Origin of the sequence: Acinetobacter sp. A1, assembly GCF_012371315.1 — a bacterium.
Lineage (GTDB): Bacteria > Pseudomonadota > Gammaproteobacteria > Pseudomonadales > Moraxellaceae > Acinetobacter.
Genome location: NZ_JAAZQY010000018.1, coordinates 12,650 through 28,674 on the forward strand (window position 1 = coordinate 12,650; position 16,025 = coordinate 28,674).

Sequence of the window (16,025 nt, forward strand, 5' to 3'; positions counted from 1 at the left end):
AGAAGACATATCATGATCCATACCTTTCATAGAAGACATATCGTGATTCATGCCTTTCATAGAAGACATATCATGATTCATATCTTTCATAGAAGACATATCATGATCCATACCTTTCATAGAAGACATATCGTGATTCATGCCTTTCATAGAAGACATATCATGATCCATACCTTTCATAGAAGACATATCGTGATTCATATCTTTCATAGATGACATATCATGATTCATTCCCATATCTTCCATAGTCAATAAAGAACGAGGACGAGGCTTAGGCATCTCAATTTGTTTGACTGCTGGGCTGCTTTCTTCATGTAATGTTCCCACTGAAAAACCGGTACGATCAATAGATTCAGCTTCAATTTGGTAATGTGCTTGTTTTGGTTCCACAATGACATCATAGGTTTCAGCAGTACCAATACGGAACTCATCTACAGGAACGGGCTTTACAGGTTGACCATCAGCACTGACTACAGTCATTTTTAGGTTTGGAATGCGTACATCAAAGAATGACATAGCGGAAGCATTAATAAAACGAAGGCGAACTTTTTCTCCAGCTTTAAAATTACCGGTCCAGTTTTGCTGAGGTGTTTTGCCATTCATTAAAAATGTATAACCAGTCACATCGGACATATCTGTTTTCAACATCCGCATCTGATTCCACATAGAGCGGTCTTGCCAAGTTGCCTTTAATCCATCACGTTTAACTTGTTTTAATACATCGAATACTGTTTCGCGACGGTTCTGATAGTAATCTGCTTCTTTTTTAAGATTTTTCATAATTTGATCACTTGTTGAATTATGAAAATCAGAAAGCAAAACAACGTAATCTTTATCGGTTTTTTCAGCAGCTGTTAGTGGAGTTTTATCTTTAGGATAAATAACAAAAGCACCATATAAACCGTCTTGTTCTTGTCCTTTACTATGTGAATGATACCAATAAGTACCATTTTGGCGGACTTTAAACTTATATTCATAAGTTGTATTAGGGGCAATGCCATGAAATTTGTTAAATCCAGGTACACCATCCATAATTCCAGGTAATAATAAGCCATGCCAATGGATTGAAGAGTCCTGATTTTTTAACTTATTGTGAACACGGATAACGGCCTCATCACCTTCTTCAAATTCAAGAAGTGGTGCAACGAATTTACCATTTACAGTAATTCTCTCAACTGGTTTTCCTGTGATATTTACAGTTTGTTCAGCGATTGTTAAATCATATTCTTTAACTGCCGCCATTACCCAAGTTGATGAAAATAAACCAACTCCAATTAAGAGTACATGACTTAACTTATTTGACATTCTATCTCACCTTTAGAAAGGTCAAGATTGAAGTAATAAAGCAAATATTTAGTATAAACTTTAATACTTCTTTCTCGCTATTTATAAAATTATTTATTGCTACTAGGCATATTCATCTTTGAATGATCCATTTTAGAATGGTCCATATTCATCATAGCATGATCCATTTTTGACATGTCAGATGAGTTAGGAGACTGATGTTGACTATGATCTTGCTGAGTCTTGTCATCTTTTTCCATTTTACAAGGTTTTGTACAAGGTTCCTGTGCTTTTACCGTTTTAGTGGCACTTGAGGTTGATACATCTTTTGCCCAAGATTGAGTACCAGCAATTAAAGTTCCAGCACACATTAAAATTGTTAGACTACGACGCACTACAGTTTTCATAAGTTTCTCTAAAAGTTAATTTCTTGCTACTACAATAAAGTGAAGCACTGAACATCTAAGTGACTTGAAAATGACATTTTTGTAATCTATCTCGATCAGATGTTTTATAACGTTATTATAGTTTTAATGAATGACTTAGGATTCGGAAATGAGAATACTATTAGTTGAAGATGAACAAAAAACTGGTGATTATCTCAAGCAAGGTTTATCCGAAGCTGGCTATATTACGGACTGGGTTACAGATGGGTTAACGGGTAAACATCAAGCTCTTTCTGAAGAGTATGACTTAATTATTTTAGACGTGATGTTACCTGGACTAAATGGTTGGAATATTATCAATGATATTCGTAGCAGCGGTAAAACAATGCCCATTCTTTTTCTTACCGCCCGAGATCAAATCGAAGATCGAGTAAAAGGATTAGAGCTAGGCGCTGATGATTATTTAGTTAAGCCTTTTGCTTTTGCAGAGCTTCTAGCTCGAATAAAAACGCTCCTTAGACGAGGGCAACAAAGAGAAGATAATAATATTATTAAGATTGCTGATTTAGAACTTGATTTGAGAAAACGTCGGGTAACACGAGCAGGTCAACGCATTGCTCTGACGGCTAAAGAATTTGCGCTTATGGAGCTTTTTATGCGTAGAAGAGGTGAAATTCTACCAAGAGCACTTATTGCATCTCAAATTTGGGATATGAACTTTGATAGTGATACAAATGTAGTTGAAGTCGCTATTAAACGATTAAGAAATAAAGTAGATAGTAATTTTACCCCTAAGTTAATTCAGAATATTCGAGGAATGGGGTATGTATTAGAGGTAGAAGATGAATAATAAATTATTCAAATCTATCAGTTTTCGTATTGGTATTATTTTCTCATTATCGACTATATGCATTCTCATTATGATGGGGTTTTTCATCCATAAATTAGTGATGCATCATTTTGAAACGCAAGATCGTACCCAATTAGAAGGTAAAATCCAGCTTATTCAGAATCTTCTCCAACAGCATCCTAAAAATTCTCCAGAACTTGATCTATATTTGAAAGATGCTTTAGTTGGACACCATGATCTTATGGTCCAAATAGAACGACCGGCAGGTCAGATTTTATTTAGTTCAACACCTTCAATCATTAATACTCAACAGTTAATCAAGTCAGCAAATAACCCTTGGATTAAATGGAAAATTAAGAATAAGACCTATCGTGGCATGATCTACAACACGGATATAAACAAAAATACTGAAATACAATCTGTACGCATTATTGTGGGGATCGATACATCTGAACATCTACATTTTTTAAATGATTTTAAGCGTCAACTTTTTTACATTGGTTTAGCCGGTACGATTTGTTTAATGTTTTTAGGCTGGTTTGCAACCTGGAGAGGTTTAAGACCCGTGCAAAAAATGGCTAAGGTCGCAGAAGGCATTTCTGCCCAACATCTTTCAGAACGTTTAGAAGTTGAGCACACACCAACAGAACTAAAATCATTAGCAATTGCCTTCAATGATATGCTCGACAGACTAGAATCAGCTTTAGAAAGGCTTTCCGATTTTTCATCTGATTTAGCGCATGAAATTAGAACACCGATTAATAACTTAATGACTCAAACTCAAGTATGTCTTGCCCGTAAACGAGATACCAGTACCTATCAAGAAGTACTATTTTCTAATTTAGAAGAATTAGAACGTTTGGCTCGAATGGTATCCGATATGCTTTTCTTGGCAAAAGCAGAACATGGCCTAAAATTACAGAACTTACAGAATATTGACCTGGTTAAAGAAGTTACAGCCTTATTTGATTTCTATGATGCGCTAGCTGCCGAAAAAAATATGACGCTTCAACAAACAGGATCTGGAAATGTCAAAGGTGATCCTGCTATGTTACGTCGAGCACTCAGCAATCTATTATCTAATGCAGTTAAATATGGAAATAAGAATTCTACAATACGCATAAAACTTCAACAGAATTTAGATAACACAATATTTTCAATTGAAAATGAAGGCCCTGAAATCTCTCCTGAACAACTATCCAGGTTATTTGATCGATTTTATCGAACAGATGCATCTAGACAAAGAACAGAAGAAGGAACCGGCTTAGGGCTCGCGATAACAAAATCTATTCTTGATATGCTTGGGGCGACCATCCAGGCTGAATCCCTCAATGGTCGAATCATTTTTACCATTGTTTTTCAAAGTGAATCCATGCAAGGGAAATCATTTTAACTCATTTTTTGAACATCTTCCATTTACCCGAGTTGACCTTACATAAAGCTCAAACTGAGAGCCAGAGCTACGCCAGCACCTATCATGGCAATTGTGTAGCCAAATATGATAGCTCGGCCAAACTGTGCCCCCCCTGTCATCCATGCAATTGTCGCTTTGCTTAACATGTTGCTCAGTGTGGCCAGCCCTAGCGCGACAGCAGCCACATTTGTTGTTAAGCCTTCAGTACTATGCAGGCGGGCAAGTGAGACTAAAATAGCATCTACGTCTGCTAGCCCAGAAATAGTCGATAATACGAAGATGCCGCTGGTGCCCAACCATTGTTTTGCTGCCGGGACCAAGACTGCCATGACAGCCAGGAAAGCAGCGAAGCTGAATGCTGTCCCAAGATCAAAAGGAGCCATTGCTTCTATTGTTCGATCGTTGTTTTCAGCGCTGGTAATTTGGCGTTGTCTCCACAATGCCATACCCAGCAGAAGGATTCCCGCAATCATCATTGCACCACCAAAAGTGCTTAGCAATGCTGGCTCAATGACGCCTATCAGCACAACCATACGAAAAAACATGATGCCACAGGCAGCCAATGTTCCAGAAATAGCAGCACTGACCATGACGGGGTGCTGGCGTGTATAGCGTGCCAGTGCGACAGTTGCAGCTGTAGAAGATGCCAAACCACCCAATAGACCTGTCCAGAATATGCCTCTTTCTGAACCGGTAAGCCGCATGGCAAAATGACCTGCCAGAGAGAGTCCGGCAATCAGGATCACTGCCCACCATAACTGGTAAGGATTTAATGCAGCAAAAGGTCCCAGACCCGTATTGGGTAAGTAGGGTAATATAACGACAGAAAGTACCAGCAACTGCAGGGATGCGGTTAATTCACGATGCTCTATCAAGCGTAGCCAACCGTGTAAGGTTGGCTTGAGATCCAAAAATACAGCGACGATTACAGCCGCGGTTAATGCTAAAGTAACATTACCATGGGATGCATATGCACCTAAAACTAATGTCAACAGCATCGCGATCGTCGTGGTAGCGCTTAGATTACCGGAAAGTTTTGCGGTACGCGCGTAGGACACTGTTAATAATAAGGAAAGCCCTAATACGGCCGCGACCAGCGGCCAAGGCCCGAAGTTTGGTTGTAAATGACCGAGCACTCCTCCGAGCAATCCTGTCAATGTGAAGGTACGTAGGCCTGCTACTCGGCTGCCCTCGGGCAATTCACGATCGTGCCATCCTCGTTCTAAACCAATGAGCAGGCCGATGGCAAGTGCTGCAATCAGGCCTGATACATCTGGTGGAAGAAAAGAACTCTCTATCATAACTTTTTATTTCGCAGGCGAAGGGCATTCGTGATGACTGAAGCTGAACTCAAACTCATAGCCAAGGCGGCAATCATCGGTGACAACAACCAACCGGTAAATGGATATAGTACGCCAGCCGCGATAGGGACACCCAAAGCATTGTAAAGGAAAGCAAACATGAGGTTCTGTTTCATGTTGCCGACAGTAGCTTCCGAAAGTGAACGGGCAACCGCGATACCGCGTAAATCTCCCTTGACCAGCGTAACTTGGGCACTATTCATTGCAACATCAGTCCCGGTTCCCATAGCGATACCGACATCAGCTTTAGCCAAGGCTGGTGCATCATTGATGCCATCACCGGCCATAGCCACGATGCGACCTTCCTTCTGCAATTTGCTGACCAGTTCTAGTTTATCTGCGGGTTTGACTTCGCCATGTACCTCATCAATGCCTAGACGTGCTGCGACTGAACGGGCAGTGGTGAGACCATCTCCTGTTGCCATCACGATACGTAGACCCGCTTCCTTCAGGGTGGCAAGTGCTTCAGGGGTACTTTTTTTGATGGGATCGGATACTGCAAGCAGACCGGCCAATTCACCATTGATGGCTAGATGCATCACACTTGCACCTTCCGAACGCAGCTCTTCGGCTTGCGGAATCAGAGATTGTACCGAGATACCTAATTGCTCCATCAGTGCTGTGTTGCCCAAAGCTAACTGACGATCGCCCACTTGACCTCGAACACCAATCCCTGAGCCTGATTCAAAATTATCTGGTGTTTCAAGAGACAGGCCACGTTCGTGTGCTGCGTTTACAATCGCTTCGGCTAGCGGGTGTTCACTGCCTTGATCAAGACTGGCGGCTAAACGTAATACTTCAGATTCGTCAAAACCTGATGCGGCAACTACACGATCGAATACAGGGCGTCCTTCAGTTAACGTACCTGTTTTATCGATGATTAGTGTGTCAATCTTGCGTAGATTCTCAATGGCTGCTGCATCACGGAACAGCACACCATGAGTAGCACCTTTACCCGTCGCAACCATGATAGACATTGGAGTTGCCAAGCCTAGTGCACAAGGACAGGCAATAATGAGTACTGCCACAGCATTGATTAATGCATAAACCCAGCTTGATTCTTCTGGGCCGAATAGTCCCCATACAAAGAAGGTAAGCAAGGCAATGATCACTACAGCCATGACGAACCAACCTGCTACCTGATCAGCCATACGTTGCATTGGTGCTCTCGATCGTTGAGCTTGCGCCACCATCTGTACGATCTGGGATAACATGGTACTTGAACCAATTTTCTCTGAACGCATGATCAATGAACCATTGGTATTCAGGGTAGCTCCAATGACTTTATCGCCGATACGTTTAGTGATAGGTAAAGGTTCACCTGTCAGCATCGATTCATCCACTGAACTACTTCCTTCAGTGATTACACCATCCACAGGCACTTTTTCACCTGGGCGAATTCTGAGTAAATCTCCTACATGGACATGCGTTAGAGGAACATCTTCTTCAGTTCCATCAGGCAGGATTCGGCGAGCTGTTTTAGGAGCGAGCCCAAGGAGTGACTTAATTGCAGCAGAAGTTTGCGAACGTGCTTTTAACTCCAATATTTGTCCCAGTAGGGTCAATGAAATGATGACCGCTGAAGCTTCAAAGTAAACAGCGACACGACCCATGGAAATAAATGAGTCTGGGAAGATTTGCGGTGCAATGGTTGCGACCACACTATAAATAAATGCAGCTCCAGTGCCCAAACCAATCAGCGTCCACATGTTCGGGCTGCGATTCACAACCGATTGCCAACCCCGGGAAAAAAATGGCCAACCTGCCCAAAGTACAATTGGGAGTGACAACACCAGTTCAATCCAGCTCTGAACAGCCATATTGAACAGGTTCATTTGATGACCAAACATCGCCAAAAAAGTCACGATGATGGTCAATGGCAGTGTCCACCAGAAGCGTCGGCGGAAATCACGTAACTCCGGATTCTCATCTTCCTCTAATTCAGGAATGAGTGGCTCCAGTGTCATTCCGCATTTAGGACAGTTTCCAGGATGATCTTGCCTGATTTCTGGATGCATTGGGCATGTATAGATGGTCGTACCTGTTGTGCTTGCCGCATTAACGTGTTGAACAGTCTGATGATGCTGTGTATGTGCATCGGCAGTCGTCGTTGCGGGTTTAGCGATATATTGCACCGGGCTGCTATGAAACTTTGATTGACATTTATCACTGCAAAAAAAGTAAGTTTTCCCCTTAAATTCCTCATGGTATTTCGATTCTTCAGTGACGGTCATACCACAGACTGGGTCTTTCAGTACGTCTGTTGTAGCCTGTGCCATATGGTCCTGGTTATGATTTTTTTGATCTGACATAAATAATTCTCCTATGGTAAAGTGGTTTTATGGCCGAATTTTGGAATAAATCTTGGAGTCTGTTGAGCATAGCTGTCATAGACAGTACCAAACTGTTTACTCATCTCAGCCTCTTCCGTGATTGCTAGGCGCCCATACATAATCAGTAAGATCGGAAACATAATCAGTGTCAGTAAAGTTGGCCATTGCAATAAAAAACCCAGCAAGATCATTACAAAAGCTACGTATTGCGGGTGGCGTATGCGCGCATAGGGTCCGCTTACTGCCAATTGGTGATGACGTTGTGCGTGGTACAACACCTGCCATGCTTTTGATAGTAAATAGAAACCATAGCCCAAAAAAATATAACTCGCGATGTGCAGAATGCCAAAATGTGGATCACCCTTTTCACCCAGTAGCGTTGACCATAAGTGACCTGAGTTATGCGACAGCAAATCAAGTTCAGGAAAGCGAGTTTGTAGCCAGCCTGACAACAGGTAAATGGTTAAAGGGAAACCATACATCTCGACAAACAATGCAATGATGAAAGCAGAGAAAGCGCTAAAAGTACGCCAGTCTCGTGCTGTGGCGGGTTTAAAAAAACTGAAGGCAAACATAATGAAAATTGCCGAATTTATGATGACGAGCCACCACAGACCATAGGCCGATTCCGCATGATTCATGAGGGGTCTCCTGGTTCGCGTGATTTTTTATTATCTGATGTGTCTGGATTTTTCTGTTGATGATGGTGATGTCCATGACCACCATGCATAAAAATATGCATGAGTGGGCATGCTAAAAGGAGTAAAAAGGGTAAAACACCAACGACATGGGCCAAATGCTCGGTTAAGAGAAAATAGGCTGCCACACCACCAATCACGAATAGGCCGATGGCATAACGTGTAGACCAAAAGTTAGGTACTGAATTATGTTCTTGAGGTTGATGGTTCATGGTGCTTCCCTCTCTAATTCATGGGTAATTATTTAGTTGTGGAGGGAGGCATACAGTCCATCATCATCTGCATCATGGATTGCATCATGTCCATACGTTTTTCCATCATTTGCTGACGGTCAGCCATATTTGCATTCATGCTTTGGCCGCTCATCTGTTTCATCATGCTCATACCTCCTTGCATGAGTTTCATGTGCTCAGCCATAAGTTTTTGACGTTCTTGAGGGTTTTTTGCAGCCATCATCTTTGCATGCATGGCTTGCATTGCTTTCATGTGCTGGTCCATTGCAGCCATTTTATCTGTAGCAGTGGTGCTGGTAACTGTTTGCTTAATTGTTACTGCAGATGGTGCTGTTTTTTCAGGGTGGTGATCTTTGTGTTCATCGGATTGCTGTGCAAATGTATTCAATGACGCGGCTGCGATACATAAGCCCAAAAAAATGTTTTTGAATTTCATCATAATTTTTTCCTTTAAATAATTTGGAAGTAAAAGCTATGTTTTAGTACTGAACAGAGTCTAGGAATTTGACTACTAAACTGATGAAATATTTGGTTATTCTCTGTCTCTCTTAAAAATTTTAGCACTATTAATTAATTATTTTTTGAAAATGACAAAAATGTAATTTTGAGATCTTCTCGAAATATATAGTCTATGCTGAGATGACAAAAATTTTATTTAATATTAATCTTTTAAAACTATTAAAGTTGTTATGATTTTATGTGCTTAAAAAAATAAAAATGAAATGATTAGATGACTCCAAGGCTAGTTAGAGACACATTCTTAATGTAATTTACACTGTTATTCCTTTAAAGAAAAAATACAGTTGATCAAAATAGTTTTTTATAGAAAAAAGGGTGGATAATTTAATTATTAAACTTATTGGTATATTTATTAGATAGAAGGGGCTTTGTTGCACAAAGATTTCATAACTATATGATTTTAGAAGTTTTGATTATTTTTTGATCCAAAATTAAATTTATTTAAATCAGATGCTTACATATTTATGCAACAAAGCCGATAGAAGGTAAAGAAGATTATTTTTAATATTAGGGTTTATAATCCAAATTTCAGAGTAAGGAATCTACTACTTATATAATAGAGATTCCATCTCCAAAACAGTACTACTGTATGAATGAGTTGTATTCAATGCAGGGAAGAATGTAGATCCTTAATACTAACGGAAAATTATTTTACTGAATTTTCATGTAAAGACTCATTTAATTGATCAATCACTGTCGTCCATTCACCATCAGAGTGTAGTTTTTCTTCTAAAAAATGACGTTGAGCATCAGTCCAAAAAATTGCTTGTGTTAAAAAAACATCTCCAGCTAGCTGATGGCTCTCTATGAATTTTGCAATTGCTTCTTCAGTAGAAGCTAAACCAAGCTGTTCAAATAATTTGGTCATTCTTGGACGTGTTTGAGTCATGTGCTTAGCCCACAAATTTATATTAGATCAAATTAAACATAACATGTTTATATTTAAAATAAAATATAAAAAATTAAATAGCTACTATTTTCTTAGACAAAATGATTACTACATTTCATAAATCAACCACCTACATAATTTGTTTGTTAAATGATCATTATTTTTCAATAAGATTATTTTAATAGTTAAAGATTTTAAATTTTAAAAATGACAAAAATGTAATTTTGAAGTCATCGCTCTGTTTCTGTCTCTCACTAATAATTGAAATATAAGAGGAGATGATGTGGTCTCATTAAATATAGATTTTATAAAGTCATCTCTAATGAACTAACGAATCAAGAGGAAACGTAAATGAAATTATTTCAAAATAAAATGACTGCTCTACGTAATGTTGTAGTAGCTGCAACGATGATTGTGGCTACTACAACTACGTTCGCTCATGTGAGTTTAGTGAGTGCGATTCCTGCGGAAAATGCATCTATCCTTAGTCAACCAAAGAGCTTGACCCTTAACTTTGGTGCAGAGGTTATGTTGATGAATATTAAGTTACTGGATGCTCAGCGAAGAGATGTTCCTTTAAAATATGAAGTTACTCATGACTTAAAGAAATCCTTTGATGTCGCTCTTCCGAAACTGAAAAAAGGTAAATATACCGTTGTCTGGACAACAATGGGGAAAGATGGCCACAACATGAATGGTGAATATAGTTTCACTATCAAATCAACTAAATAAGAATTGATTACCTTTCAACATGTCAGTGAGGTGCTGGCATGTTGTTCTAGAATGGACAAAAATAATGATTTCTGAATATTGGATGTGGGCCACTTGGTTAACTAAGGTTATTTTATATTTAAGTTTAGCTTTTGTCGTTGGTGGAGCCTTTTGCTATTTTTTACTGAGACAATATCTTGAACTAAAAGAATCGATTCTTAAATATATTACAATTGGCGCTGGATTAGGCCTAATTTCCAGTACCTTGGGATTTTTTATTCTGATTGGTAGTTTTGCCAATACTGGTATTACAGGGATGGTGGACCCCACGTATATTAATATATTGGTTAATACTCCGACGGGGTATATATACGTTCTTCGTTCTATTAGTTTTGCTCTTTTACTTCTTCTCATGGTGGTTAAAGTTAACAGGAACAAAGGTCAGTTTTCTATAATTGAAAGTTCAATATTTTGTATTTTACTTATCCCGATTATTTTTAGTTTTTCCCAGCTCGGACATGTCGCTAATTTAACCTTACTTGCTCAAATTTTATTATCAATCCATATTCTAGTTATGTCGTTATGGATGGGGTCTTTATATCCGTTATGGAAAACCAGCCGGGAAATAAGTGGTTTACCTTTAAAAGATCGCATGCATGTATTTGGACGTATTGCTGCTTTCATTGTTGGGATATTAATCGCCTGTGGCGCTAGTGTAGCTCTTCTTTTAATTAAAGATTTTAATACCTTACTCAATACTCCATATGGTCATGCTTTGATTATTAAAATATTGTTTGTTATAAGCATTTTGCTTTTAGCAGCCTTTAATAAATGGTATTTTACTCCGCGTCTGCAACATCCTCAATTTGCTAAACACCTTAGTCATGCCATTTTATTTGAGATGTTATTAGGCCTATCAATTCTATTAACAACCGGCTATATAACAACAGTAGTGGGTATTGAATAAGAGAATTTCAAAATAAGGTTATTGAGGAAATTTAACATTAGTACTTTTATCTTTTGTAGCTGAGCAATAAAGTTTCTACTAGACTGCCAGCTTACGACAATCAGAACAGTAAACTCGCATCATAAGGCATTTATACATTAAAGGTAGTCACCGGTTTTTAGCTTCAATCCATAAGAGTCTCATCTATTCAGTTCACTACTATTGATTGAAATAACTATCTTATAAATTTCAAAGTGATCGTAGATGACAAAAATGTCATTTTTAAGTCACGTTAATGTTGGTTAAGTACTTTTACTATAGTCATTAGAACGCTATGCTTTAGAATACTCTGATGAAAACTATGGATGTAAACAGACCAAGTTACAGCAAGTAACTGATTCAGAGAAAGGCTGGTTGTATGGTGAAAGTTTAGAGTTACTGTTCTAATGGTTTAAACAAATATTTTGTTAAAAAGGAGCAACATATGAAATTTCACATCGCTAATATGACTTGTGGTGGTTGTGCACGAGGCATTACTACTGCAATTAAAGAGCTCGACTCGAATGCATCACTCGATATTGATTTACAAAACCGTATCGTTGAAATCAACACAACGGTTAGTCAGGATAAAGTCATTGCCACTCTCGGTGATCGTGGATTTACAGCTGAGCCTGCTTAATCTCTGTTAGAGTAAAGTGGTAATCCCTTATCACTTTACTTACTCTTGTTTTTCTCATCGTACAGATAAAATCTGTACTTGCTTGCAATAAAAGTGCTGCCTGAATTCCCAATTATCTTGGTTCGAGCTGATCTTCGCATATAGAACTCAGCATATCTAAATGATAGAGATCGTATATGAGTACCGAAATGACTGATACGCCACACTACAGTGAAACATTAGAGATTGAGGGGATGACATGTGCTTCTTGTGTAGGCCGTGTGGAAAAAGCCTTAAAATCTATTGAGGGTGTTGAGTCGGCTCATGTAAATCTGGCTACCGAAAAAGCAGTCATTTATGCGCATCAACCACTTGATCGCGCTACTCTAATTAAAGCCGTAGAAAAAGCAGGCTACGAAGTGGAAGCGCTGCAACCAATAGAGCTTACGATTGAGGGTATGTCATGTGCTTCTTGTGTAGGTCGAGTAGAAAAAGCCTTAAAATCTGTTGAGGGTGTGGAATCAGCACATGTAAATCTGGCTACTGAAAAAGCGACTATTCAGGCAAGCTCATCTGTCACTCGTGACTCGTTAATTCAGGCTGTGACCAAAGCAGGGTTTGAAGCAAAGTCAGTTCATCAAACTACGGAAAGCTTTCAAGATAAAAAGAATATTGAATTAGAAAAACTTAAAAAAGATTTAATTTTGTCAGTCTTATTGACTCTACCCGTTTTTATTTTAGAAATGGGATCACACCTGATTCCCGCCTTTCATACGTTTATGATGGATAACATTGGCCAACAAAATAGCTGGTTAATGCAATTTTTCTTGACCACAGTAGCATTAATTTTTCCAGGCCGACGCTTCTTTAAAAAGGGCATCCCAAGTTTATTCCGCTTAGCACCAGACATGAATTCCTTGGTGGCTGTAGGAACATTGGCTGCTTATCTTTATTCAGTGGTTGCTACTTTCTTTCCAAGTGTCCTGCCACAAGGTACGGTCAATGTTTATTATGAAGCTGCAGCGGTTATTATCACTTTAATTCTATTAGGTAGATTTTTTGAAGCCAAGGCAAAAGGCCGAACGTCTTTAGCAATTCAACATCTAGTTGGAATGCAGCCTAAAGTTGCCAGAATACAGCTCAATAATCAGGTGATAGAAGTTCCGATTGCCGAAGTTCAAACAGGAACGATTGTAGAGATTAGACCAGGCGAGCGTATCCCTGTCGATGGTGAAGTTATTCACGGCCAAAGTTTTATTGATGAATCCATGATTACTGGCGAGCCTATGCCCGTTGAAAAAACGATAGGCTCTACTGTGGTAGGAGGAACAATTAACCAAAGTGGCAGCTTAAATATCAAAGCCACCTCTGTTGGTAGTTCATCAGTGCTTTCTCAAATCATCCGAATGGTTGAACAGGCACAGGGTTCCAAGCTGCCGATTCAGGCATTGGTTGATAAAATTACCATGTGGTTTGTACCTGTAGTAATGGGTCTCTCTCTTTTAACTTTTATTACTTGGTTTATCTTCGGCCCTGAGCCAGCCCTAACGTTTAGCTTAGTTAATGCAGTTGCGGTACTCATTATTGCATGTCCTTGTGCAATGGGACTTGCAACGCCTACATCAATCATGGTGGGAACTGGGCGTGGTGCTGAAATGGGTGTTTTATTCCGTAAAGGGGAAGCTTTGCAGCTGCTCAAAGAAACTAAAGTGGTTGCTGTTGATAAAACAGGGACCCTGACTGAAGGGAAACCAATTTTAACCGATCTGCATGTCTTAGAAGGGTTTGAATACAATGCCGTACTTTCACTTATGGCAGCCGTTGAATCAAAGTCTGAGCATCCTATTGCTCGAGCAATTGTACAAGCCGCTATAGATAAGGAATTAATCCTGTCTCCTGTTGCTGATTTCAAGTCAGTCACGGGCTATGGAATAGAAGCAACGGTGTCTGAACATTTGGTTCATATTGGTGCAGATCGATATATGGAAAAACTAGGTTTGAATCCTAATGTTTTTTCTCAATTTTCGGATCGTTTGGGAGAAGAAGGAAAAACCCCTCTCTATGTTGCGATTGACCAGAAACTTGCTGCCATTATTGCTGTAGCAGATCCAATTAAAGAATCAACATTTGCTGCAATTGAAGCGTTACATCAGTTAGGTTTAAAGGTTGCCATGATTACAGGTGATAACCGTCATACAGCTCAAGCGATTGCAAAAAAACTAGGTATTGATGAGGTTATTGCAGAAGTCTTACCAGAAGGTAAAATAGAGGCCGTTAAAAAATTAAAAAATCAATATGGTAAACTCGCATATGTTGGAGATGGCATTAATGATGCCCCTGCACTTGCAGAAGCAGATATTGGTTTAGCAATAGGTACAGGTACAGACGTAGCTATTGAAGCTGCTGATGTGGTTTTGATGTCTGGCAACCTGAAAGGAGTGCCAAATGCTATCGCTTTAAGCAAAGCGACTATAACCAATATTCGTGAAAATTTATTTTGGGCATTTGTTTACAATGCAGCTCTGATTCCTATTGCAGCAGGTGTACTTTATCCGCAATTTGGACTGCTACTTTCTCCTGTATTTGCTGCTGGTGCAATGGCTCTCTCGTCAATATTTGTACTAGGAAATGCTTTACGATTAAAACGTTTTAAAGCCCCCCTTGCAATTATTTAACCATTTTTTATATACATTGGCTTTGTTGCACAAAGATTTGAAATGCAAAGCGCCCCTAATTGAGCCAAATTTAAGGCGTAACTTGGGTAAGTGGTCGACCTAATTCCGTAAATCTGTTAAGGACTGCCACACGTGCATGGATCTCATTGACTTGGCTATCAAAACTACTTGCACTGAGTTTATCTCCTAATAATTTGATGCAATGCATCTTAGTTTCAACCAAACTTCGCCGATGATAGCCTGACCATTTTTTCCATAGTGTCCTGCCTAAACGTTTAATTGCTCGAAGTAATTCATTTCGCTCTAGCGAGCTACTCTTTGTATCTTTCCATGGTTTCGCATTTTTTCTAGGTGGAATCACCGCATGCGCTTGCCGATCTGCAATGACCTGACGGCATTGCTTGGTGTCATAAGCTCCATCGGTATAAACAGAGTCAATCCGCTCATCTTGTGGAATCTGATTAAGTAAATCACCAAGCACCTGTGAATCACTGACATTATTGGTTGTAAGCTGAACTGCTCGTATTTGTAGGGTTTTAGCATCTATACCAATATGAAGTTTACGCCATTGGCGACGATATTCAGGTCCATGTTTCTTGCGTTTCCATTCGCCCTCACCTAGAAACTTCATGCCTGTAGAGTCCATGAGTAGATGCAGCCCATCGCTACTTTTTTGGTAGCTGATTACAATATCAATATGCTTTTGTCTTCTACAAAGCGTGGTGTAATCTGGAGCGGTCCAATTTAATCCGCAAAGTTTAATCAGACTTTGCACAAAGCCAGTGACCATACGTAAAGATAGACGGAATAAGGATTTAATCATTAAGCAGCATTGGATAGCTGCGTCGGAGTAGGTTTGATTTCGCCCTTGTTTGCCTTTTGATGGAGCATACCATTGCGTAGCAGGATCAAACCAAATGGCAATATTTCCGCGACTCATGAGTGCTCGGTTATATGCGGGCCAATTGGTTGTGCGGTAGATTTTGTGTGCAGGCTTCTTCATTTGAAAATTATATCGCTGAAAAAGCCTTTACAGATAGGTTTGTGCAACAAAGCCATCCACGATTC

General features: G+C 39.5%; 15 protein-coding genes. 6 read left to right on the top strand and 9 right to left on the bottom strand.

Annotated elements, in window-relative coordinates; all coding sequences use genetic code 11:
• On the bottom strand, positions 1–1,305 hold a 1,305-nt coding region (locus HHA41_RS08070; RefSeq protein ID WP_168461309.1), incomplete at its 3' end, for a multicopper oxidase domain-containing protein.
• Positions 1,306–1,394: 89 nt separating this feature from the next.
• Positions 1,395–1,691: a hypothetical protein gene (locus HHA41_RS08075; RefSeq protein ID WP_005021637.1), complete on the bottom strand. Its 297-nt coding sequence runs from the start codon at positions 1,689–1,691 to the stop codon at positions 1,395–1,397.
• Between the two features lie 148 nt (positions 1,692–1,839).
• Between HHA41_RS08075 and HHA41_RS08080 the strand changes: the two genes are divergently transcribed.
• Together HHA41_RS08080 and HHA41_RS08085 are read left to right on the top strand one after the other, a co-directional pair.
• Complete coding sequence (locus HHA41_RS08080; RefSeq protein WP_168461310.1) at positions 1,840–2,520, top strand: heavy metal response regulator transcription factor; 681 nt, start codon at positions 1,840–1,842, stop codon at positions 2,518–2,520.
• On the top strand, positions 2,513–3,913 hold the full coding sequence (locus HHA41_RS08085) for a heavy metal sensor histidine kinase (RefSeq protein WP_168461311.1): 1,401 nt from the start codon (positions 2,513–2,515) through the stop codon (positions 3,911–3,913). The genes HHA41_RS08080 and HHA41_RS08085 overlap by 8 nt, the downstream gene beginning before the upstream one ends.
• Before the next feature lie 38 nt (positions 3,914–3,951).
• Here HHA41_RS08085 and HHA41_RS08090 read toward each other — a convergent pair whose 3' ends face one another.
• From HHA41_RS08090 to HHA41_RS08115, 6 genes are all read right to left on the bottom strand, one after another.
• Positions 3,952–5,235 carry an MgtC/SapB family protein gene (locus tag HHA41_RS08090; RefSeq protein WP_168461312.1) on the bottom strand — a complete coding sequence of 428 codons (1,284 nt, stop codon included), beginning with the start codon at positions 5,233–5,235 and terminating at the stop codon, positions 3,952–3,954.
• A complete protein-coding gene (locus HHA41_RS08095; RefSeq protein ID WP_058870634.1) occupies positions 5,232–7,607 on the bottom strand; it encodes a heavy metal translocating P-type ATPase in 2,376 nt (791 codons plus the stop codon). The genes HHA41_RS08090 and HHA41_RS08095 overlap by 4 nt, the downstream gene beginning before the upstream one ends.
• A gap of 11 nt (positions 7,608–7,618) precedes the next feature.
• Positions 7,619–8,269, bottom strand: a complete 651-nt coding sequence (locus HHA41_RS08100; protein ID WP_016658846.1) for an isoprenylcysteine carboxylmethyltransferase family protein — start codon at positions 8,267–8,269, stop codon at positions 7,619–7,621.
• Complete coding sequence (locus HHA41_RS08105; RefSeq protein WP_004755892.1) at positions 8,266–8,538, bottom strand: DUF2933 domain-containing protein; 273 nt, start codon at positions 8,536–8,538, stop codon at positions 8,266–8,268. The genes HHA41_RS08100 and HHA41_RS08105 overlap by 4 nt, the downstream gene beginning before the upstream one ends.
• A gap of 28 nt (positions 8,539–8,566) precedes the next feature.
• Positions 8,567–8,998, bottom strand: a complete 432-nt coding sequence (locus HHA41_RS08110) for a hypothetical protein (protein ID WP_004681444.1) — start codon at positions 8,996–8,998, stop codon at positions 8,567–8,569.
• A gap of 726 nt (positions 8,999–9,724) precedes the next feature.
• A complete protein-coding gene (locus tag HHA41_RS08115) occupies positions 9,725–9,967 on the bottom strand; it encodes a DUF2789 family protein (RefSeq protein ID WP_004281876.1) in 243 nt (80 codons plus the stop codon).
• A 351-nt stretch (positions 9,968–10,318) separates the two neighbouring features.
• Here HHA41_RS08115 and HHA41_RS08120 point away from each other — a divergent pair, with 351 nt between their 5' ends.
• From HHA41_RS08120 to HHA41_RS08135, 4 genes are all read left to right on the top strand, one after another.
• The gene (locus HHA41_RS08120) at positions 10,319–10,699 is read left to right on the top strand and encodes a copper resistance protein CopC (protein ID WP_168461313.1); all 381 of its coding nucleotides are present in this window, start codon (positions 10,319–10,321) and stop codon (positions 10,697–10,699) included.
• Between the two features lie 64 nt (positions 10,700–10,763).
• Positions 10,764–11,645 carry a CopD family protein gene (locus HHA41_RS08125; protein WP_168461314.1) on the top strand — a complete coding sequence of 294 codons (882 nt, stop codon included), beginning with the start codon at positions 10,764–10,766 and terminating at the stop codon, positions 11,643–11,645.
• 463 nt (positions 11,646–12,108) lie between these two features.
• Positions 12,109–12,303, top strand: coding sequence for a heavy-metal-associated domain-containing protein (locus tag HHA41_RS08130; protein WP_004679365.1), 195 nt, complete (start codon positions 12,109–12,111; stop codon positions 12,301–12,303).
• A 176-nt stretch (positions 12,304–12,479) separates the two neighbouring features.
• Entirely contained in the window at positions 12,480–14,957 is a 2,478-nt protein-coding gene (locus tag HHA41_RS08135; protein ID WP_168461315.1) for a heavy metal translocating P-type ATPase, read from the top strand.
• Positions 14,958–15,027: 70 nt separating this feature from the next.
• On the opposite strand, the gene HHA41_RS08140 is transcribed toward HHA41_RS08135, so the two are convergent.
• Complete coding sequence (locus tag HHA41_RS08140) at positions 15,028–15,960, bottom strand: IS5-like element ISAba12 family transposase (RefSeq protein ID WP_168461316.1); 933 nt, start codon at positions 15,958–15,960, stop codon at positions 15,028–15,030.
• Positions 15,961–16,025 lie beyond the last annotated feature (65 nt).

Bases quoted from the DNA above. Each gene is read 5' to 3' on its own strand.
- HHA41_RS08075 (WP_005021637.1), bottom strand. From the start codon at position 1,691: ATGAAAACTGTAGTGCGTCGTAGTCTAACAATTTTAATGTGTGCTGGA.
- HHA41_RS08080 (WP_168461310.1), top strand. From the start codon at position 1,840: ATGAGAATACTATTAGTTGAAGATGAACAAAAAACTGGTGATTATCTC.
- HHA41_RS08085 (WP_168461311.1), top strand. From the start codon at position 2,513: ATGAATAATAAATTATTCAAATCTATCAGTTTTCGTATTGGTATTATT.
- HHA41_RS08090 (WP_168461312.1), bottom strand. From the start codon at position 5,235: ATGATAGAGAGTTCTTTTCTTCCACCAGATGTATCAGGCCTGATTGCA.
- HHA41_RS08095 (WP_058870634.1), bottom strand. From the start codon at position 7,607: ATGTCAGATCAAAAAAATCATAACCAGGACCATATGGCACAGGCTACA.
- HHA41_RS08100 (WP_016658846.1), bottom strand. From the start codon at position 8,269: ATGAATCATGCGGAATCGGCCTATGGTCTGTGGTGGCTCGTCATCATA.
- HHA41_RS08105 (WP_004755892.1), bottom strand. From the start codon at position 8,538: ATGAACCATCAACCTCAAGAACATAATTCAGTACCTAACTTTTGGTCT.
- HHA41_RS08110 (WP_004681444.1), bottom strand. From the start codon at position 8,998: ATGATGAAATTCAAAAACATTTTTTTGGGCTTATGTATCGCAGCCGCG.
- HHA41_RS08115 (WP_004281876.1), bottom strand. From the start codon at position 9,967: ATGACTCAAACACGTCCAAGAATGACCAAATTATTTGAACAGCTTGGT.
- HHA41_RS08120 (WP_168461313.1), top strand. From the start codon at position 10,319: ATGAAATTATTTCAAAATAAAATGACTGCTCTACGTAATGTTGTAGTA.
- HHA41_RS08125 (WP_168461314.1), top strand. From the start codon at position 10,764: ATGATTTCTGAATATTGGATGTGGGCCACTTGGTTAACTAAGGTTATT.
- HHA41_RS08130 (WP_004679365.1), top strand. From the start codon at position 12,109: ATGAAATTTCACATCGCTAATATGACTTGTGGTGGTTGTGCACGAGGC.
- HHA41_RS08135 (WP_168461315.1), top strand. From the start codon at position 12,480: ATGAGTACCGAAATGACTGATACGCCACACTACAGTGAAACATTAGAG.
- HHA41_RS08140 (WP_168461316.1), bottom strand. From the start codon at position 15,960: ATGAAGAAGCCTGCACACAAAATCTACCGCACAACCAATTGGCCCGCA.